At 60.6% G+C, this 20,396-nt stretch carries 19 protein-coding genes; 9 read left to right on the top strand and 10 right to left on the bottom strand.

From position 1 onward, the window contains the following. Window positions 1–4: 4 nt before the first annotated feature. The 6 genes from V8P77_RS15415 to V8P77_RS15390 form a co-directional block, all read right to left on the bottom strand. Window positions 5–460, bottom strand: a complete 456-nt coding sequence (locus V8P77_RS15415; protein ID WP_335913225.1) for an RbsD/FucU family protein — start codon at window positions 458–460, stop codon at window positions 5–7. Between the two features lie 158 nt (window positions 461–618). Beyond that, window positions 619–3,006, bottom strand: a complete 2,388-nt coding sequence (locus V8P77_RS15410) for an aldehyde dehydrogenase family protein (RefSeq protein ID WP_335913224.1) — start codon at window positions 3,004–3,006, stop codon at window positions 619–621. A gap of 5 nt (window positions 3,007–3,011) precedes the next feature. Next, complete coding sequence (gene deoC / locus V8P77_RS15405) at window positions 3,012–4,040, bottom strand: deoxyribose-phosphate aldolase (RefSeq protein WP_335913223.1); 1,029 nt, start codon at window positions 4,038–4,040, stop codon at window positions 3,012–3,014. A 175-nt stretch (window positions 4,041–4,215) separates the two neighbouring features. Then, window positions 4,216–4,938, bottom strand: a complete 723-nt coding sequence (locus V8P77_RS15400) for a DeoR family transcriptional regulator (protein WP_335913222.1) — start codon at window positions 4,936–4,938, stop codon at window positions 4,216–4,218. A 377-nt stretch (window positions 4,939–5,315) separates the two neighbouring features. After that, the gene (locus tag V8P77_RS15395) at window positions 5,316–6,074 is read right to left on the bottom strand and encodes an alpha/beta fold hydrolase (protein WP_335913221.1); all 759 of its coding nucleotides are present in this window, start codon (window positions 6,072–6,074) and stop codon (window positions 5,316–5,318) included. Window positions 6,075–6,128: 54 nt separating this feature from the next. Then, entirely contained in the window at window positions 6,129–7,904 is a 1,776-nt protein-coding gene (locus V8P77_RS15390) for a cytochrome c biogenesis protein DipZ (RefSeq protein ID WP_335913220.1), read from the bottom strand. A 358-nt stretch (window positions 7,905–8,262) separates the two neighbouring features. On the opposite strand from V8P77_RS15390, the gene V8P77_RS15385 reads away from it, so the two are divergent. The 6 genes from V8P77_RS15385 to maiA all read left to right on the top strand — a co-directional run bounded on the left by V8P77_RS15385 (window position 8,263) and on the right by maiA (window position 12,990). Beyond that, complete coding sequence (locus V8P77_RS15385; protein WP_335913219.1) at window positions 8,263–9,312, top strand: alpha/beta fold hydrolase; 1,050 nt, start codon at window positions 8,263–8,265, stop codon at window positions 9,310–9,312. A gap of 126 nt (window positions 9,313–9,438) precedes the next feature. After that, the gene (locus V8P77_RS15380) at window positions 9,439–10,179 is read left to right on the top strand and encodes a response regulator (RefSeq protein ID WP_018068635.1); all 741 of its coding nucleotides are present in this window, start codon (window positions 9,439–9,441) and stop codon (window positions 10,177–10,179) included. Continuing rightward, window positions 10,176–11,498, top strand: coding sequence for an ATP-binding protein (locus tag V8P77_RS15375; protein ID WP_335913218.1), 1,323 nt, complete (start codon window positions 10,176–10,178; stop codon window positions 11,496–11,498). The genes V8P77_RS15380 and V8P77_RS15375 overlap by 4 nt, the downstream gene beginning before the upstream one ends. 192 nt (window positions 11,499–11,690) lie before the next feature. Continuing rightward, on the top strand, window positions 11,691–12,107 hold the full coding sequence (locus tag V8P77_RS15370; protein ID WP_335913217.1) for an organic hydroperoxide resistance protein: 417 nt from the start codon (window positions 11,691–11,693) through the stop codon (window positions 12,105–12,107). A 66-nt stretch (window positions 12,108–12,173) separates the two neighbouring features. Then, the gene (locus V8P77_RS15365) at window positions 12,174–12,335 is read left to right on the top strand and encodes a hypothetical protein (RefSeq protein ID WP_335913216.1); all 162 of its coding nucleotides are present in this window, start codon (window positions 12,174–12,176) and stop codon (window positions 12,333–12,335) included. 19 nt (window positions 12,336–12,354) lie between these two features. Next, entirely contained in the window at window positions 12,355–12,990 is a 636-nt protein-coding gene (maiA, locus tag V8P77_RS15360) for a maleylacetoacetate isomerase (protein WP_335913215.1), read from the top strand. 87 nt (window positions 12,991–13,077) lie between these two features. Here the strand turns inward: maiA and V8P77_RS15355 are convergent, their stop codons facing one another. Together V8P77_RS15355 and V8P77_RS15350 are read right to left on the bottom strand one after the other, a co-directional pair. Continuing rightward, the gene (locus V8P77_RS15355; RefSeq protein WP_335913214.1) at window positions 13,078–14,067 is read right to left on the bottom strand and encodes an aldo/keto reductase; all 990 of its coding nucleotides are present in this window, start codon (window positions 14,065–14,067) and stop codon (window positions 13,078–13,080) included. 14 nt (window positions 14,068–14,081) lie between these two features. After that, window positions 14,082–14,477 carry a (R)-mandelonitrile lyase gene (locus V8P77_RS15350; protein WP_335913213.1) on the bottom strand — a complete coding sequence of 132 codons (396 nt, stop codon included), beginning with the start codon at window positions 14,475–14,477 and terminating at the stop codon, window positions 14,082–14,084. Window positions 14,478–14,657: 180 nt separating this feature from the next. Here V8P77_RS15350 and V8P77_RS15345 point away from each other — a divergent pair, with 180 nt between their 5' ends. The 3 genes from V8P77_RS15345 to V8P77_RS15335 all read left to right on the top strand — a co-directional run bounded on the left by V8P77_RS15345 (window position 14,658) and on the right by V8P77_RS15335 (window position 19,310). Next, window positions 14,658–15,551, top strand: coding sequence for a LysR family transcriptional regulator (locus V8P77_RS15345; protein ID WP_335913212.1), 894 nt, complete (start codon window positions 14,658–14,660; stop codon window positions 15,549–15,551). A 107-nt stretch (window positions 15,552–15,658) separates the two neighbouring features. Beyond that, window positions 15,659–17,170 carry an ATPase domain-containing protein gene (locus V8P77_RS15340; RefSeq protein WP_335913211.1) on the top strand — a complete coding sequence of 504 codons (1,512 nt, stop codon included), beginning with the start codon at window positions 15,659–15,661 and terminating at the stop codon, window positions 17,168–17,170. After that, on the top strand, window positions 17,145–19,310 hold the full coding sequence (locus tag V8P77_RS15335) for an ATP-binding protein (RefSeq protein ID WP_335913435.1): 2,166 nt from the start codon (window positions 17,145–17,147) through the stop codon (window positions 19,308–19,310). Before V8P77_RS15340 ends, V8P77_RS15335 begins: the two co-directional genes overlap by 26 nt. Here V8P77_RS15335 and mobB read toward each other — a convergent pair. Both mobB and mobA read right to left on the bottom strand, forming a co-directional pair. Further along, on the bottom strand, window positions 19,242–19,763 hold the full coding sequence (gene mobB / locus V8P77_RS15330; protein WP_335913210.1) for a molybdopterin-guanine dinucleotide biosynthesis protein B: 522 nt from the start codon (window positions 19,761–19,763) through the stop codon (window positions 19,242–19,244). The two genes, V8P77_RS15335 and mobB, sit on opposite strands and share 69 nt — an antisense overlap. Beyond that, the gene (gene mobA / locus V8P77_RS15325) at window positions 19,760–20,389 is read right to left on the bottom strand and encodes a molybdenum cofactor guanylyltransferase MobA (RefSeq protein ID WP_335913209.1); all 630 of its coding nucleotides are present in this window, start codon (window positions 20,387–20,389) and stop codon (window positions 19,760–19,762) included. The genes mobB and mobA overlap by 4 nt, the downstream gene beginning before the upstream one ends. Window positions 20,390–20,396 lie beyond the last annotated feature (7 nt).

Genomic DNA, 20,396 nt, shown 5'->3' with positions numbered 1-20,396 from the left:
CCCCTCAAACGGTTTCCGGCGGAATCACGCCTTTGGTGAAGAGGAAGCAGCCGTAGAAGCGGTTTTCGCCCGTAGTGATGACGCAATAGGCCTTTTTGGCCTCCTCATAGAAGGCGAAACGCTCGATGCCATACATCGGCGCCGGCTTGCCCTCGGCGTCGTCGATAACGGCCTGGACTTCCTGCTGCACGGGAGGGATCTCGTCCGGCGCGCCCTTGATTTCCATTCGCCCGGCAGACGGCTGCAGCGGCGTATCCAGCGGCATTACCGAAAGAATAGCTTTGATGGCGCGGGCAGCAGACACATTGTCTATCCGCAACAGCTTGCCGAGCACCGTTTGCCGGGCAATGGAATCCGAAGGAAAATTGGTGTCGGAAATGACGACCGTGTCGCCATGCCCCATGGACCGGAGCGCGTGCAGCACATCCGCATTCAGAGCCGGATCGATAGTCTTCAGCATGAAAATCCTCCCTTAGTTGCACTATTTCGCAGCACCCCGTGCCGCAAAACAGAGCCCAATAACCGCAGCTCCGTTACAGTCTGCGATTTCCTCAAATTCGGTCGTTCTCGCCTGCCGGTGCGGTTCTCCTCCCGCCCGGATGACCAGAGTTGGAGCCCTTATTCTCCGTAGGGGATCCAGATATTCTTCACATCCACAGCGCGGCGAAGGTATAGCGCGCCTTCGCCAGCGGCTCTGTCCATCCAGTCCGTCGCCTTGCCATTGTCCACGAAGGTTCGCTTGAGATTGCCCGACGACAGCTTCTCCACCGTCGTCGAAAGTTCCGCAGAGCCAAAGGCCCACAACGCATCAACGTCATTGTGCGCGGCAAGGATCTTTGCCAGTTCGATCGCCGACCCGGTGACGATATTGACGACACCGGCAGGCACATCCGACGTTTCCAGAACGGAATAGAAATCCGTCGCCGAAAGCGGGAAGGGCTCACTCGGCACCACGACGACACGATTGCCGGTGGCAATCAACGGCGCAATCAGACTGATAAAGCCGAGCAGCGGTGCTTCCGGAGGGCAAATGACGCCAACCACGCCGATGGCTTCTGGCATGGCCAAGGCAACGCCGCGAAGCGGCGGCTGGTGAATGCCGCCCTCATATTTGTCCGCCCAGGCTGCGTAGGTGAAGAGACGGGAAATCGCGGCGTCGACCTCGGCGTTTGCATTGGCTGCGGAAGCTCCGGTCATCGCTGTTATCCGCGAGGCGAACTCGTCGGCGCGGCCACTGAGGTTTTCGGCGATATAATAGAGAATCTGGGCGCGGTTATGAGTGGTCGCATTCGACCAGGCGGAGGCGGCCTGTGCGGCAACCACTGCATTGCGGATGTCCTTGCGATTGCCTTCGCCGACCTCCCCGATCGCCTTGCCCTTGGGCGAGGCGATGACACGGGAATAATTGCCGTCCGGGCGCGCCTGCTTGCCGCCGATGAAGAGCTTTGCCGTCCGGTCGATGCTTGGCAGGGCAAAATCACCGGCAACCGGCTTTACTTGCGGAAGTGCGGGCATCGCTGCGCGCGCCTTGCGACCGACCCAAGCCTTCGGCTTCAGATATTCGTAGCAACCTTCGCGTCCGCCTTCGCGGCCGAATCCGGATTCGCGCTTGCCGCCAAAACCGACGGCGGCATCGAAAAGATTGGTGGCATTCACCCAGACCACGCCGGCTGCGAGCTTTGCCGCCACGTTCAGCGCCAAGCCGATCGTCTCGCTCCAGACGCTGGCGGCGAGGCCGTAGCGGGTGTGATTGGCAAGCTGGATAGCCTCTTCCGGTGTGCGGAAAGTCATGGAGACCGCAACCGGCCCGAAGATTTCCTCGGTCGCGACGATGGATGTCGGCTGCACGCCGCTCAGAAGCGTCGGCGGGTAGAAGCTGCCGCCCTTCGGCAGGTCTATCTTGGCCTGATGCAGTGTCGCGCCTTCTGAAACTCCCTTTTTCACCAGCGCTTCGATACGCGTCAATTGCACGGGCGCTATGATCGCACCCATATCGATGCACTTGTCCAAAGGCTGTCCGACGCGCAATGTCTGCATGCGGCGCTTCAGTCGCTCGTGGAAAAGATCGGCAACGCCTTCCTGGACCAGAAGCCGCGAACCGGCGCAGCAGACCTGTCCCTGGTTGAACCAGATCGCGTCGACCACGCCTTCCACGGCGCCGTCGATATCGGCGTCGTCAAAAACGACGAAAGGGGACTTGCCGCCGAGTTCCAGCGTCAACGATTTACCGCTACCCGCGGTACGCTCGCGAATAACGCGGCCGACTTCGGTCGATCCGGTAAAGGCAATTTTACCGATATCCTCATGCCCGACAAGCAGCGCGCCTGTTTCGCCTTCTCCCGTCACGATATTGAGTACGCCCGGCGGGAGGCCCGCCGCGGATGCCAGTTCGGCAAAGAGAAGCGCCGTCAGCGACGTGAATTCGGCAGGCTTCAGGATGACGGTGTTGCCGAGCGCCAGAGCCGGCGCCACTTTCCAGGCCAGCATCAGGAACGGGAAATTCCACGGGATGATCTGGCCGACGACACCCACCGGCACATGATCGGCAAATTCCGTGTCCTGGATTTGCGCCCATCCGGCGTGATGATAGAAATGACGAGCCGCCAGGGGCACGTCGAGATCGCGGGTTTCGCGGATCGGCTTGCCGTTGTCGATCGCCTCGACCACAGCAATCAGACGCGCGTGGCGCTGGATCATCCGGGCAAGCGCATAGAGATGGCGCGCCCGCGCGTGGCCCGGCAATCGCGCCCATGAGGCCTGTGCCTTGCGGGCCGCAGCAACCGCGCTGTCCACATCCGCCGCGCCGCCGTTCGCGAGCTTCGCCAGGACCTTGCCGGTGGCAGGCTCGAATGTGTCGAAGTCCTTGCCCGACGCGGAGGGCACGAATGCGCCATTGATGAAGTGACCGAAACCGGAAGCGTGGCGCGCCAGCCAGTCGCGAGCTTCGATATCGGATTCAGGGGCGGGGCCGTAGGACATTTCGTCGAAATACTTTGCAACAGTCATCTGGATCATCCAATCGGGTGTCTGTTGAGGGCCGAATAGGCACCGGTGACGTGATGCTCCAACTGCCGCTCGATATCTGCAAGCAAGCTTGATGCACCGATGCGGAAGAGATCGGACTCCAGCCACTCGCGCCCCAGTTCGTCCTTCATCAGGAACTGGTAGTTCAACACGTCCTTCGCCGCGGAAATGCCACCGGCCGGCTTGTAGCCGATCTTGATACCGGTGCGCTCCTGGTAGGCGCGGATCGCCCGCAGCATGGTCAATGTTACGGCCAGCGTCGCATTGACGCCTTCCTTGCCGGTCGAGGTCTTGATGAAATCGGCCCCCGCCATCATGCAGACCAGCGAGGCCCTGGCGACATTGCGGAGCGTCTTCAGGTCGCCGGTCGCCAGAATGGCTTTGACATGCGCATCACCGCAGGCGGCGCGATATTCTTTCATTTCCTCGTAGAGTGCTGTCCAGTTGCCGGTCAGCACATGCTCGCGGGTGATGACGATGTCGATTTCCTTCGCGCCATCGGCAACTGACGCCTCGATTTCCTTGACCTTGAGATGGTGCGGGCTGAGGCCGGCAGGGAAACCGGTCGAAACCGCGGCGACCGGAATGCCGGAATCTCCGAGCGCCTCGACGGCCGTTGCAACAAAACGATGGTAGACGCAGATGGCGCCGGTGGTGATCGAACGGCCGCTCATGCCAAGGGAATCCAGAATGTCGGCGCGTATCGGATTCATCGCCTTCGCGCACAACCGCTTGACGCGTTCGGGGGTATCGTCGCCGTTCAACGTCGTCAGGTCGATGCAGGTCACCGCCTTCAGGAGCCAAGCCGCCTGCGCGTCCTTTTTGACGGTCCGGCGTCCGGGAAGCGAGGCTACGCGGCGCTCGGTGGCAGACAGGTTGACCCGGGTGTCAAGCACCCAAGACAAATCGAGTTCCATCCCGGCATTGCGCGGCCGGTTATGGGTGCCGCCCGGCAATCGCGAAGGGGCTGCGTGATGCGCCGCGTTTGCCGCATTGTGAACAGCAACGGTTTCCAAATCGAATCCTCCCGACCAGAGCGTGAAAGTCCTGTTGCCATCAGTGCAGACGCACGAAGCGGAAGCTTCACAACTGGGTCAAATGTGATTTTTTTTTCACTGTTTGTGACGTTTGCATCACCGCGCCGCTGCGTCAAGTTTAGATTTCAATAGGCGCAGAAAAAATGCGGATCTCTCAGTCGAAGTCGTTCATACCGTTTTCGGTGATGACCACATCGAACGACTTCATGTCGCTGAAAAAGGCCGGCTTGAGCTTGCCGATTTTGCTGCTGTCGGCGAGAAGAATATTCTTTTGCGCCCGGGACATCGCCTTTTTTTTGATCTCCGCTTCGTGAAAATGCGCGCAGGTGGCGCCACGCCGGGCATCGACACCGGCTGCAGAAAGAAATGCCACGTTGATCACAAGCTGATCGAGCATTTCCAGCCCCGAGGCACCGGAAAAGCTCGCCGATGCTGGGTGATAAAGACCACCGAGCATAACAAGGCGAACGTTCGGTTTTCGCGTCAGACGATCGGCGACATTCATGGCATAGCAGATCGCCGTTATGTGAATCTGGTCTGGGAGCAGATCGACAAGATAGGGTAACGTAGTGCCGCAATCGAAAAACACCGTATCATCGTGGTGAATGTAATCAATGGCTTGTGTGCAGACTTGCCGTTTTGCAGCGGCATGACTGTCGGCTGCTTTGGAAATTTCATAGGGATCGTTTTCCGCTTCGACGGCCGCAACGATATGGCCGCCGAGAAACGCGAACTGGCCTGCATTGGCGCTGACATCACGCCGAACCGTCATCTCTGAGACGCCCAGGATCTCGGCAGCATTCTTGATGTGCAAAATGCGATGTTGTGAAAGGGCCTCGGATAAGACTGCTATACGCCGGCCCCTGCGACTATCCATATTGGATGTCTCCCTTATCGTTTACACTGGATAGTGTTCTGATCAAAATTTAACAAGGGACTGCCATTCCCATCCCGTTTGCCACTCGATTCCCGATTCGGCATCTGCGCTATGATACAGCTTCAGCACCAGCCGGTTGCGCGAACAAGCCACATCATCTCAATTTTATAGCGAAGCCCCGGAATTTGAAATGAGAATCTGTGACTGATATTCCATTTTGTGTAGGAATAGTCACAAAATCGCATGGGCGGGGCAGGACGGTAACAAGGAGATCGACAATCTAGGTCGGCGGAGGCGACTTCGTCAGCCCCTGGTCGGGCGACCTTCCGACCAGAGGCTATCCTTGCGATGGCTTAGAATATTTCTGACTGCGTCTGCTAGTCGCCGGCTTTCCTTGCTGCCGTTTCGATCGCATCGGCAACCTTTTCCGGTTGGGATGCGAAGACGGCGTGGCTTGCCTTTATTTCAGTCACGTTGCTTCCGGCACGTTTTGCCATGTCGCGTTCAAGCTCGGGGTTGATGGAGCGATCCTCGGTGGCGACGATCGACCAGCTTTTCTTTGTCCGCCATGCCGGCTGAGTGATCTTGGCGGAGAATGCCTGCTTTGCGGCGAAGACCTGTGACTTTGCCATGAAATCGGCTTCGGCTTGCGGAAGGTCGGCTGCGAAATCCGCGGCGAAGGCGCCCGGATCGAGATAGAGATATTTGCCGTCTTTCGTTTCCTTTATATCCATGCTGCCGGCGGGCTTCGAGCTGGCGAGGCTGAGCAGGCTTTCGCCCTTGTCGGGCTGGAATGCCGCGACATAGACCAGGCCCGCGACCGCGGGATCGTTGCCGGCTTCGGTGATGACCATGCCGCCGTAGCTGTGGCCGACGAGCAGGACCGGTCCGTCCTGAAGGTCGAGGACCCGCTTGGTTGCCGCCACATCGTCGTCGAGCGAGGTAATGGGCTGCTGGACGATGGTGACGTTGAAGTCGCGCTTCTCGAGAATGTCCGTCGCCTTGCGCCATCCCGAGCCATCGGCCAGCGCGCCGTGGACGATCACGATGTTCTTGACCGCGGCAGCCTCTGCGGCGAACGCGATAGCGGTGGTGGCAAATGCAAGCGCTGCAGTGAAAAGAAGACGTTTGTTCATGACTATCACTCCTTTGGTCATTGTTGATGATCGGGATATGGATGCGTTTCAGGTTCAGCCGAATGTGAAGGCGTAAGCCTGCACGCCGGGATCGAGGAAGCGGATCTCGAAGTTGCGGGCGGCGACCGTGCCGGACTGGCGGACGAGTTGATAAAGCCTCGTCGCGGTCACGGTGCCATTGCCGTCGGCATCGATGTCGGAGCCGTGGTCGGGTCCTGGCGCCTTGCCGTCGATCTTCACCTGGAAGCGGATCGGCTTGTCGCCGGCGCCGGGACCAAGAACGAGATGCAGATCGCGGGCGCTGAAGCGATAAGTGATGCCGCCGCCCGGCTGATGAAGCGTCGCCTGATCCCGGCCAACGGTCCAGGTTCCAGACAGGCCCCAGCCATTGAGGCCGGGTTCGGCGATCGAATAGTTTTTCGCCGTGTCGGCCTGCAGCCCTTCCGGAGAGGCGAAGTTCGCCGCCTGTTGGTAGCCGAGATAGGTTTCGCCGGAGCGGATATTGCCGAGATCAGGACCTGCTTCCACGCCCTTGGCATCCGGCACGACCGGCGCACTTGCCGTCGTTTGGCTGCCGGCTTCGCGCAGCAGGTCCTGAATGGCCTTTTCGGTCCTGTTGTAATTGCCTTCGCCGAAATGGTGGTAGCGGATCTGGCCCTTGGCATCGATCAGATAGGCGGCAGGCCAGTAGCTGTTTTCGAAGGCGCGCCAGATGCTGTAATCATTGTCGATCGCGACGGGATAGCCGATCTGGAAGTCGCCGATCGCCTTCTTGACGTTGTCGATCTTCTTCTCGAAGGCAAATTCCGGGGCGTGGACGCCGATCACCACGAGACCCTGATCCGCATATTTTTCGGCCCAGGCCCTGACATAGGGGATGGTACGAATGCAGTTGATGCAGGAATAGGTCCAGAAGTCGACGAGCACGACCTTGCCTCGCAGCTGTTCCGTGGTGAGAGGCTCAGAGTTCAGCCATTCGACCGCGCCGTCGAGCGAAGGGGCGTGGCCTTCGACGGGCAAGTCGCTACGGAAGGGTTTGTTCGCATCAGCTGCGGCGATCATCACCTCGTTGCTCGCCAGCTCGGAAGATGCGCCACTGAGCGGCTTTGCATGCAGCCTGTCGAGCACGGCCTGTTCCAGCGATGCGGTGCTGGCATAGGAGAGCCGGGCGAGGAGGCTGGTGTCGAGGCCGAGCGCGATGACGGCGACGCCCGCCAGCACGGCAGCGCCGAGCCCCTGACGAATCCTGTCGCCAACGCCGAGCGAACGCTTCATGGCGGTGAATATCCGGCCGCCGACAAGCAGGGCGACGGCAAGCGAACTTGCAGCACCGGCGGCATAAGCGATCAGCAGGAAGGTCGTCTGCAGATTGGCGCCCTGTAGTGCGGCTCCGGTCAGCACAAGGCCGAGAATCGGACCGGCGCAGGGCGCCCAGAGCAGTCCGGTGGCAACGCCGAGAAGAAGCGCGCTCTTCACTGTCGTGGTGCCGCGTCCGCCGCCGGTGGCATTCACAAGATTGTTGCCAAGGTCGACGATCGGCCGGGCAAGCGTGCTTGCGAAACGCGGCGAAAGCAGGCTGGCGCCAAAGAGCGCAAGCAGGACAATGGCGGCAAGGCGGCCATATTCGTTGGCGCGAATGGCCCAGCTGCCGCCGACTGCGGCCAGTGTGGCGACCAGCGCGAAGGTGGCGGCCATGCCCGCCAGCATGGGCAGCGTGCTTCTGACGAAGGGCTGTCCGGCACGCGCAAAGACGAAGGGCAGGATGGGGAGGATACACGGGCTGAGGATGGTCAGCGCGCCTCCGAGATAGGCAATGATCAGAAGTGTCATCATCGTTTCCTTTGAACCGATTGATCGGGCTCTGGACGGCGATGGAGCCTGAACCAGCAACGGCGGGGATATGGCCGGGCGGACGTATCCCCGATATGTCGGGTTTGGCGGGGAAATGTACCGAACTATTGCAATGAGGCATGAACGATACAAAGCGATACAAACTGCCGTCCCGGCGGTGGGCCGCGGCGAAATGGCTGCTGGCGGTGCGATGCTTTACTCCGTCGGCGCGATTGTAACAGAATGTATCCCGATGGCCGGAAGCTACATCAGCATTCAAAACCGACGGTTTGCGACATATGGGGGACACAAGCGCAACGGCATATCAGCACCGTAATCCATTCGACAGGAGAGACCGATGTCAGAGCAAATCAACCATCACCGCCGCCGTTTCTTCGGCATGACGGCAATCGCCCTTTCGGCCGTCGAATTCGGTGTGACCGGCACGGCCGCAGCCCAGTCGCCTGCGACTGCCGCATCGGTGCCAGCTATAAAGCCTGGAACCAACACGTCCTTTGAAGCGCTGAAACAGGTCAAGGCAGGCGTGCTCGATATCGGTTATGCCGAGGCGGGAAAGGCGGATGCCCCGGTCGTATTGCTGCTGCATGGCTGGCCCTATGACATCTATAGTTTCGTCGATGTCGCGCCGCTGCTTGCTTCGGCCGGCTACAGGGTGATTGTGCCTTATCTGCGCGGTTACGGGACAACCCGCTTCCTGGACGACCAGACGCCGCGTAACGGCCAGCCGTCAGCGCTCGCCGCCGATATGATCGCGCTGCTCGATGCGCTGGATATCGAGAAGGCTGTCATTGCCGGTTACGACTGGGGCGGGCGGACCGCCAACATCATGGCGGCGCTCTGGCCCGAGCGCTGCAAGGCGATGGTATCGGTGAGCGGCTACCTGATCGGCAGCCAGGAGGCCAACAAGAAGCCGCTTCCGCCGAAAGCCGAACTTGCCTGGTGGTACCAGTTCTATTTCGCCACCGAACGCGGTCGTAAGGGATACGAGAGTAACACCCATGATTTCGCAAAGCTTATCTGGCAAACGGCATCGCCGAAGTGGAACTTCGACGATGCGACATTCGACAGATCGGCCGCCGCCTTCGACAATCCAGACCACGCCGCGATCGTCATTCACAATTACCGCTGGCGCCTCGGGCTTGCCGAAGGAGAGGCCAAGTATGATGCCTACGAGACGACGCTTGCCACAACGCCCATCATTTCGGTGCCGACGATCACTATGGAGGGCGATGCAAACGGTGCGCCGCATCCGGAGCCTTCCGCTTATGCCGGAAAATTCTCCGGCAAATACGAGCATCGCACGATCGGCGGCGGCATCGGCCACAATCTGCCTCAGGAAGCGCCGCAGGCTTTTGCGCAGGCGGTCATAGACGTCGATCGTTTCTAGGTCGACGATGCCGGTTGCAGAGCCTCGTTGCTCCGGCCGGCGGAATGTGCGTAGGTCGCGTCTGTCGCTTTGGTCGGGAACGAAGCGACCGGCGCGGCCGCTTCTATCGATAAGGAATAGGGAAATATGGATCATGTCGATCACATCCTGATCGTCGATGACGATCGCGAAATCCGCGAGCTGGTATCGGGATACCTGCAGAAGAACGGCCTGCGTACGAGCGTTGCTGCCGACGGGCGGCAGATGCGCAGTTTTGTCGACGCCAATGCCGTCGACCTGATCGTGCTCGACGTGATGATGCCCGGTGACGACGGGCTGGTGCTGTGCCGCGAACTGCGCGCCGGCCGGCACAAGGCGATCCCGATCCTGATGCTGACGGCCCGCACCGACGAGATGGACAGGATCCTCGGGCTGGAAATGGGCGCCGACGACTATCTTCCCAAACCCTTTGCTGCGCGTGAGCTTCTTGCCCGCATCAAGGCAGTGCTGCGGCGCACGCGGATGCTGCCGCCCAACCTGCAGATCAGCGAGGCCGGACAGTTGCTGACTTTCGGTGACTGGCGGCTCGATACGGTCGCGCGGCACCTTCTCGACAGGGAAGGGACCGCGATCGCGCTGAGCGGCGCCGAATACCGTCTGCTCCGCGTGTTCATCGACCATCCGCAGCGTGTGCTCAATCGCGACCAGCTTCTGAGCCTGACACAGGGCCGCGACGCCGATCTCTTCGATCGCTCGATCGATCTTCTGGTCAGCCGCCTGCGTCAGCGGCTGGGCGACGATGCGCGCGAACCGACCTATATCAAGACGGTGCGCAGCGAAGGCTATGTATTTTCGGTTCCGGTCGAAATATCGGAGCCGCGCCAATGAAGGCGGCAATCCCCTTGCGTTCGGGCCTGACGTGGCCGAGCACATTGCGGTCGCGGATCTTCCTGATCCTGCTGATCGGACTGGCCTTCGCCTACGGTCTGTCCTTCAGTGTGCTCTATATGGAGCGGTACATGTCGGCCAAGGCGGTGATGCTCGGCACGCTGGAAAATGACGTGGCAACATCGATTGCCGTTCTCGATCGGCTTCCGCCAAGTGAGCGCGGCGACCTGCTCGACCGGCTGAGCCGCGGCAATTACCGTTTCGTGCTCGGACCCGGCCTTCCCGGCGTGTCTGACACGTCAAGCAAGGGGGCGGAAATCTCAGGAAAGATCGAGGAGGCCATCGGGCACCGCTTTCCGATCCGGATCGAACGGATTCCTGGCGATGTGAACCGATTGCAGGCACATCTAACGCTGAGCGACGGAAGCCCCTTGACGATCGACGTCACGCCGAAGGGCGTCATGCCGATCGCCGCGTGGCTGCCCTATGTCTTCATTGTCCAGATGGCTCTGCTCATCCTCTGCACCTGGTTTGCGGTTCGTCAGGCGATCCGGCCGCTCGGCGAACTTGCGGCCGCCGCCGATGCGCTTGACCCGAACAAGGATGGCCCGGCTTTGAGTGAGGCGGGGCCGAGCGAGGTCGCGCATGCAGCAAGGGCGTTCAACGCGATGCGGGAGAGGATCGCGCATTACCTCGAAGAACGCGTCCAGATCCTGGCGGCAATCTCGCATGACCTGCAGACGCCGATCACCCGCATGCGGCTGCGCGCCGACATGGCAGAGAATTCGCCTGAGAAAGACAAGCTGGTACAGGATCTCGGTGAGATCCAGCGTCTCGTTCAGGACGGCATTGCCTATGCACGCAGCGCACATGGCAACGGCGAAAAGAGTGCCCGCATCGATCTCGCCTCGTTCATCGACAGCATAGCCTACGACTATCAGGACACTGGAAAGGCCGTCACGGTCGTCGGCCCGGTTCAGGGGGCGGCCTTTACCAAGCCGCATGCTCTTCGCCGCATCCTCTCCAACTTCATCGACAATGCGCTGAAGTTTGCCGGCGCCGCCGAGATCGGCGTCGAGCGCAGCCCAGAAAACGATATCATCATCACTGTCATGGACCGCGGGCCTGGAATCCCCGACGATATGCTCGAGGCTGCCATGCAGCCTTTCTTCCGGTTGGAGCAATCCCGCAACCGGGAAACCGGCGGCACGGGTCTCGGTCTTGCGATCGCTCAGCAGCTGACGGTCAAGATCGATGGGTCGCTCCGGCTCTATAATCGCGTCGGTGGCGGACTGGCGGCGGAAGTCACCATCCGCTGACATCGGCGCGCGCCGCGAAATTTCGAGATGTTTTGTATACGAAGATGTCCTCGATATCACATGCTACGCTTTGTGACATTTCGGGCGTTTTCGGAAACATGGCGGATATATCCGTCGGTCAAACCACACTCCGTCAACCCGGCCGCGCATCGCGGCCAGTCGCGTGCAGCGACGCAACACAAGGAGTGTTCCATGACAAAGATCGACAAGGTTCTCTATACCGGCAAGACCCACACGACAGGCGGGCGCGACGGCGCGTCGCATAGCGACGACGGCCAGCTTGATATCAAGCTTTCGCCTCCGGGCAGCAACCGTGCCGGCACCAATCCCGAACAGCTTTTCGCCGCGGGCTGGTCTGCCTGCTTCATCGGCGCGATCGGCATTGCTGCGGCTAAGCAGAAGATCAGGCTTCCCGCAAATCTTGCCGTCGACACCGAGGTCGATCTCGGGGCGACCGACGGCGACTATTTCCTGCAGGCCCGCCTCAAGGTCAGCCTGCCGGGTATCGAAGCGGATCTGGCAAGGGCGCTTGTGGATGAAGCGCACCGCACCTGCCCCTATTCGAAAGCAACCCGCGACAATATCAATGTCGAATTGAGCATTGCCTGACAGATGGGATCGATCGCCAAAAGGAAACATGACGAGGCCGGCCGGGCCTCGTCGATGGAGGAACCAATGAGACTGATGATCATCTGCATTCTCGGGGCGACGATTTTCGCAGCGCCCTGCATCTACGATGTAAGCTCACGGGAGCCGTCGCCGCTTGCCGGCCTCGTGACGGCGGCATCCACAGCTTCATCCTCAGGGGAGTGGCCGCCGCTCCAACTGCTCTTTTAGATCACCAGGGAGAAAGACAATGAAACTCTATCAGAACGAAATTTCCTCGGCGACATCTCGAGTCCGCATCGCACTCGCCCTGAAAGGACTGACGGCCGAAGCGCTGCCGGTTACCATCCTCGGCGAAAATTCCGAGAGCCGGCAGGCCGGATATCGCAGTGTCAATCCGCAGGGGCTCGTGCCCGCCTTGCTGACGGATAGCGGCGTTCTGCTCACCCAGTCGCTGGCTATCGTCGAGTATCTCGATGAGATAAAGCCTGAACCGCGGCTGCTGCCCGACACGGCGGAGGGCAGGGCCCTGGCGCGGTCGATCGCTCTTGCGATCGCAGCCGAGATCCACGCGCTGTTGCCGCCGCGGATCGGCCTGCATCTCAAAACAGCCTTCCAAGCAGACGCCGATGCCATCGCCGCCTGGAGCCGTCACTGGGTCGGTGAGGGCATGGGTGCGGTCGAGACGATGATCGCCGGCCGCAGGCAAGGAGCTTTCGTTGTCGGAGACCGCCCGAGTATTGCCGATATCTTCCTCTTCCCGCAGGCGATCAGCGCGAGGCGCTTGGGGCTCGATCTCACGCAATGGCCTAATATCGCGGAGATCGTCGCAAAGCTCGAGGCGATACCGGCTTTTCACGAGAACGCGCCCGCGCCAAGGAAATGACGCGATTGATGAAGAAGCGGCCGCAAACGACTGCGGCCGCATTTCTTCTGGTGTTCGGATGAGACGTCGCCGCCCGTTGGCCGCTTCTCAGCGATTGACCCTTGCCTGCAGGTGCGCGGGATAACGATCGCCCTCTACCTTGATCGTTGCGAGCGCGCTTTCGATGCTGGCAAGATCGTCGGCCGTCAGTTCGACTTCAGCGGCCTGGATGTTCTCCTCGAGGCGGTGCAGCTTGGTTGTGCCGGGGATCGGCACGATCCAGGGTTTTTGCGCCAGCAGCCATGCGAGAGCCACTTGGGCGGAGGTTGCCTTTTTGCGGGCGGCGATTTCTCCGAGACGATCGACGAGTGCCTGGTTGGCCTTTCGCGCCTCCTGAGAAAAGCGCGGCACGACGTTGCGGAAATCCTTGCTGTCGAAGGTGGTCGTTTCGCTGATCGCGCCAGTCAGAAAGCCCTTTCCGAGAGGGCTGAAGGGCACGAAACCGATGCCGAGTTCTTCAAGCGTCGGCAGGATTTCCTGCTCCGGTTCGCGCCACCACAGCGAATATTCGCTCTGCAACGCCGCCACCGGCTGGACCGCATGGGCGCGGCGGATCGTCTGGGCGCCCGCTTCCGAGAGGCCGAAATGCCTGACCTTGCCTTCCGCGATCAGCGCCTTGACCGTGCCGGCGACATCCTCGATCGGAACATCGGGATCGACGCGATGCTGGTATAAGAGATCGATGACATCGGTCTTCAAACGCTTCAGCGCCTGGTCGGCCACCGCGCGGATCTGCTCGGGCCGGCTGTTCATGCCGCTCTGGCCGCCATTGGTATCGAAGTTGAAACCGAATTTCGTAGCGATTACCACCTCCTCGCGGAAGGGCGCGAGCGCCTCTCCCAGAAGCTCCTCATTCTTATAGGGACCATAGGCCTCGGCCGTGTCGAAGAAGGTCACGCCGCGTTCGAACGCGCGGCGGATCAGCGCGATGGCCTCCGAAATGTCCGTCGCCGCTCCATAGCCATAACTCAGCCCCATGCAGCCGAGACCGATGGCTGAGACTTGAAGTCCACTCTTTCCAAGTTCACGCTTCTGCATAGATGTTTCCTTTTCTAACCTTGGTATTGCGTGTCGGTGACATGCTCCATCCAGTCGACGACCTTGCCATCGAGCTGTTCCTGGATGGCGATATGGGTCATTGCCGTCGTCGGCGATGCGCCGTGCCAATGGCGTTCAGCCGGTGCGAACGAGACGACGTCGCCGGCGCGGATTTCCTCGACGGGACCGCCTTCGCGCTGCACGCGACCGCAACCCGATGTGACGATCAGCGTCTGGCCGAGCGGATGCGTGTGCCAGGCGGTGCGGGCTCCGGGCTCGAAGGTAACGCTGGCGCCAGCCGCTCGTGCGGGGTTGGTAGCGGCAAACAGCGGGTCGACACGCACGCTGCCGGTAAACCAATCGGCCGGTCCTTTGGCCGAAGGCTGCGAACCACTTCGCTTGATCTCCATTTTTATCTTCCTTTCCAATGTCGGGGCGGCCCGGTCAGTCCAGCCGGACGCGTCCGCCTGGGCGGGACAGGTCCGCGCCTGGGCAGGACAGGTCCGCCTGAGATGACAGGATATTTAGCGCGTGCGCTTGGCCGCGATTAGTTGGTATAAACGGCAAGAACCCATGAGAAAGTTTCATAAATGCCGCGCCCCGTCGTCAATGACCTCATCGCCTTCCTCGCCGTCGCGCGCGCTCAAAGCTTCACCAAAGCGGCGGGCAAGCTCGGTGTTTCACAATCGGCGCTGAGCCACACCATTCGAGGGCTCGAGGAGCGGCTTGGACTGCGATTGCTGACACGCACGACGCGTAGCGTCTCGCCGACGGAGGCCGGCGAACGTCTGCTCGTCTCCATCGGGCCGCGGCTCGACGAGATCGAGAGCGAGCTGGCTGCCTTGAGCGCATTCCGGGAGAAGCCGGCAGGCACCGTCCGCATCAATGCCGGCGAGCATGCGGCCGATGCCGTCCTCTGGCCCGCCTTGGAACAGCTCTTGCCCCATTATCCTGATGTCAATGTCGAGATCATCGTCGACTACGGTCTGACTGACATCGTCGCCGAGCGTTACGATGCGGGGGTGCGGCTTGGAGAACAGGTGGCGAAAGACATGATCGCGGTGCGCATCGGCCCCGACATGCGCATGGCCGTGGTCGGCGCTCCCACCTATTTCGACACCAGGCCGAAGCCGCTGACGCCGCAGGACCTTACGGATCACAATTGCATCAATCTGCGCCTGCCGACCTATGGAAGCGTTTATGCATGGGAGTTCGAGAAGGCCGGGCGCGAACTCAGGGTTCGGGTCGAAGGACAGTTGGTTTTCAACAATATAGCCCTGCGGCTGAATGCAGTGCTGGCTAGTCTTGGGCTGGCCTATATGCCGGAGGACTTGGTCGAGGCACATCTCGCCGAAGGGCGGCTGGTGCGAGTCCTCGAAGATTGGTGCCCACCATTTTCCGGCTACCATCTCTACTATCCGAGCCGCCGGCATACGTCGCCGGCATTCGCCCTTGTCGTCGATGCGCTTCGCTATCGGGGTTAGATCGCCGACCCCAGCCCCGGATCAGCACGTCGGGATCATACGCGCTTGACCATTTGACATTCCTTCGGCCGCCACTAATTCACGGTATAAAATGAAGGAAACAATGAATGAATACTGCTGTGCCTGCCATGAAAGCACGGACCGGAGTGTCCGGTTTGGACACAATTCTGGCAGGGGGCCTTTCGCCAGGGCACGTGTTTCTCCTGGAGGGAAATCCGGGGGCGGGCAAGACAACGATTGCGCTGCAGTTCCTGATCGAGGGTGCGCGGCTCGGCGAGCAGGGGCTCTACATCACCCTTTCCGAAACCGAGAGTGAACTCCGTGCCGGTGCCGCATCGCACGGCATGGTGATCGACGGCAATATCGAGGTCTTCGAAGTCGTGCCTCCGGAAAGCCTGCTGGATGCCGACCAGCAGCAGAGCCTGCTTTATTCATCAGACCTAGAACTCGGAGAGACGACAAAGGAGATCTTTGCCGCTTTCGAGCGGATTAAACCAAGTCGCGTGGTTCTCGACAGCCTGTCGGAGATAAGGCTTCTAGCTCAAAGCTCGCTGCGCTACCGCCGCCAGATCCTTGCGCTCAAACACTATTTTGCCCGGCAGGGGGCGACAGTCCTTTTGCTCGATGATCTGACGTCCGACGTGCTTGATAAAACGGTGCATAGCGTCGTGCACGGGGTCATCCATCTCGAGGAGATGGCGCCGAGCTATGGTGCCGAGCGCCGGCGGCTCAGGATCACGAAATACCGTGGGCAAGCCTTCCGCGGCGGTTTCCACGATTTCACCATTCAAACCGGCGGCGTCGTTGTCTTTCCACGTCTCGTCGCCGCCGAACATCGGTCGAGCTATGTCCGCGACGAGTTATCCTCAAATATTCCGGAACTGGACCTTCTATTAGGCGGAGGGTTGGAGAGAGGTTCCAGTACGCTTATCCTCGGTCCATCCGGTACCGGCAAGAGTACTTTCTCGTTTCAATTCTTGGTCGCGGCGGTTGCGCGTGGCGAGAGAGCGGCGGCCTTCATCTTCGACGAAGAGCTTGGCCTGCTTTTTACGCGGCTCAAGGCGCTCGGAATAGATCTCGAGACGCTAAGGAGCAGCGGTCTAATTCACATCGAACAGCTCGACGCCGCTGAACTGTCACCAGGTGAATTCGCGCATCGCGTGCGCGAGTGCGTGGACAAGTCGAATGCCAAGACCGTCATCATCGATAGCATCAACGGCTATCAAGCATCGATGCCGGATGAAAATTCGCTGATCCTTCATATGCATGAGTTGCTTCAATATTTGAACAGGCAAGGCGCCAATACCTTCCTTACCGTTGCACAGCATGGACTTGTCGGCGATATGAAGGCGCCTGTCGACGTGACCTATCTTGCGGACACAGTCATACTGCTGCGCTACTTCGAGGCTGCGGGGAGGGTGCGGCGAGCGGTCTCCGTGATCAAGAAAAGAACTGGGCTGCATGAGGATACAATCCGAGAGTATCGTATCGACAGTTCCGGGCTGACGTTCGGGGATCCTCTGGTCGGGTTCCAAGGTGTGCTTCGCGGCGTTCCCGAATTTGTCACCGGCGCAGAGCCGCTCCTATCGACTGATGGCGGGGATCGCGGCAATTCCTAATTCCGTAAAGCCGAAAGCATTGATCTATGCTCCCACCGGACGCGATGCCCAGGTGGCGGTATCGCTAATCGACGAAGCCGGCCTATCATCGATTGCGGCTGCCGACCTGAATGTCTTTGCCTCTTCACTGCAAGATGACATCGCACTTGGCGTGCTGACCGAAGAGGCCGTTCGCTGGAGCGATTTGAAGCCGATTGCCGCCTGGGTCTCCGCCCAGCCCAGCTGGTCCGATCTACCGTTCATCGTGCTCACCACGCGCGGTGGCGGGCCTGAACGAAATCCGGCCGCTGCCAGGCTTTCCGAGGTTCTCGGCAACGTCACTTTCCTGGAAAGACCGTTCCATGCGACCTCCTTCATCAGTATTGCGCGGACCGCGTTAAAAGGGCGCCTGCGCCAATATGAGGCTCGAGCTCAGCTCGAGGCTTTGGCCGAGGGCGAGCGACGGCTGCAGACGGCGCTTGCAGCCGGTCGTCTTGGGGCGTGGGAGCTGGAGCTATCCTCGATGGCCTTATCAGCCTCGGCCACCTGCAAAGCAGTTTTCGGCCGCAGTCCGGATGAGGATGTCACACGCGACGACCTCATCGCAAGCATCCACCCCGACGACCGGGATCTTGTGCTGCAACGCCTGCGCCGGACGATTGATACCGGACGCGACTATTCGATCGAGCACAGGACGATCTGGCCGGATGGATCACTGCATTGGACCGAGGTCCATGCGCAGCTTTATGCCGACAGATATGGTTCCGCCAGGAAACTCGTCGGCGTCTGTTCCGATACCACCGCCCGCAAGACCATCGAGGAAAATCTGAGGCGGCTCAATGAAAACCTCGAAGAACGTGTGAGGGAACGGACCAAAGAGGTCAACGTCGCTCACCAGACCCTGCTCGAAGAAGCCGCCCAGCGAGAAAAAGCCGAGGAGCAGCTACGCCAATCGCAGAAAATGGAGGCAATCGGCCAGTTGACCGGCGGCGTCGCCCACGACTTCAACAATTTGCTGATGGTCGTTCTTGGAAATCTGGAATTGCTCGGCAAGCACGTTGCCGGAGATGCCAAGGCGACGCGTCTGGTTGACGGGGCAATTCAGGGCGCGCGGCGCGGAGCTGCTCTGACGCAACGGCTGCTGGCTTTTGCCAGGCAGCAGGATCTGCAGGTCAAGCCCGTCAATCTGTCCGAGCTGGTCTCCGGCATGAATGATCTGCTGCGGCGCTCAGTCGGATCCTCGATCAGCATCGAAACCAATCTGCCGACAAGTCTACCGCCGGCCCTGGTTGATGCGAACCAACTCGAATTGGCGCTGCTCAACCTTGCAGTCAATGCCCGCGATGCGATGCCGGACGGAGGGACGCTGTCCATCTCGCTGCGCGAGGAAAAGGTTGCCGGCGATAAGGGTGATCTCGGCGAAGGGCCCTATCTTGTCTTGGCAGTGGTCGACTGCGGCACCGGCATGGACGCGGAGACCCTGAAGAAGGCAGTCGATCCGTTTTTCTCGACCAAGGAACTCGGAAAGGGCACGGGTCTGGGCTTATCGATGATCCATGGACTTGCCGTTCAGCTCAATGGCGCACTTCGTCTGACAAGTGAGCTTGGGGTGGGGACGACCGCGGAATTGTGGCTTCCGGCGACGGCCTGGCGAACCGAGGCGCCGACCGAGTCGGAGGTGGTTGTTGAGCAAGCCGCATCCAGACTGAAGATCCTTCTGGTCGATGACGACGCCTTGATTGCCATGAGTTCGGTCGACATGCTTGAAGATCTCGGCCACGAGGTTGTCGAAGCAAATACCGGCTCGCAGGCGCTGGAACTGATCAGGAGCGGCGAGCATTTCGATCTTGTCATCACCGACTATTCGATGCCCGGCATGACCGGCGCACAGCTCGCCCAGGCCGCGCGGGACATTCGTCCGGCGTTGCCGATCGTGCTGGCGACCGGTTATGCCGATCTTCCCTCTGGCACCGATGTCGACCTTCCGAGATTGGGAAAGCCTTATGATCAGGCTCAGCTCGCTAAGGAAATCGCCAAGGCGATGGCAAGCGAAACGGTTCCGATTCGCAGATCCGGTGGCGACGCAGGTGGTTCAAAGCCTCGCCTGTCCAAGGCCGACGATGTCGGCGATGAAATCGGCGATGGCGCCTGTGTCGTCTAGATCGAAGACCGGCAGGGCCGTATCCGTGACGGTATGATCGGCGGCGACGGCGCAGATATGGGGATCGCTCGGCGCCAGCGGCTCGCGATTGGCAGCCTCCAGGCGGCGGGCCTCGATCTTCGGGATCGGCTCGCGTTTGTAGCCCTCGATCAACACGAGATCGCAAGGGGCGAGACGGGCGAGGATCTCCTCGAATTCAGGTTCGGGGGCACCGCGCAGCTCGTGCATGATGGCGTAGCGGGTGCCGGAGACGATGGTGACCTCATGGGCACCGGCTTGGCGGTGGCGGTAGCTGTCCGCCCCGACCTTGTCGATGTCGAAATCATGATGGGCGTGCTTGATCGTCGAGATCTTGTAGCCGCGGCGGGTGAATTCCGTGACCAGCCGGACGGCGAGGCCTGTCTTGCCCGAGTTCTTCCAGCCGGCGATGCCGAAGATTTTCGGTGCGGTCATGCGCGGAGGGCCTCCAGCCAGCGTTCCGCCTCGACGAGATCATCAGGCGTGTTGATGTTGAAAAAGGGATCGAGCAGGCTGGCGCGGGTCGGATGCAGCGGGAACGCCACTTCCGCAACGTCATGCCGTAACAGGAAGTCGCGCACGCGGCGCTTCTCGTCGGTGGCGATCCAGGCTTCGAGATCGGCGGCCAGCGTCACCGGCCAAAGCCCGAAGACGGGATGGCTGCGGCCCTCGGAGGTGGCAATGGCGATCTGCGACGGGTGCCCGACCGCCGCCGCCAGCCGGGCGACGAGATCGGTCGGGAAGAATGGGCAGTCGACCGAGACCGTGACGACGTGGGTGATTGAGGGAAGGCCGGCGGCATAAACCATCGCCGCATGGATGCCGGCCATTGGTCCGGCCTTGCCGCGAAAACAGTCGGGAACGACAGGCACGTCCTCGGCGACGGCATCGGCATTGACGGCAACGGGCAAAGCCTGCTGCGAGAGGCGGGTCAGCACATGGCGCAGCAGGCTCTCGGCCCCAAGCATCACGCCCGCCTTGTCGCGGCCCATGCGCTGCGAACGGCCGCCGGCCAGCACGACGCCTGCTATATGAGATTTATCCAACGAGAATTCAGCCATCATTCTT

This window comes from Rhizobium aouanii (genome assembly GCF_037002925.1).
GTDB lineage: Bacteria > Pseudomonadota > Alphaproteobacteria > Rhizobiales > Rhizobiaceae > Rhizobium > Rhizobium aouanii.
The sequence above is the reverse complement of the archived record's forward strand: the minus strand, read 5'-3'. Positions and strand labels throughout refer to the sequence as shown.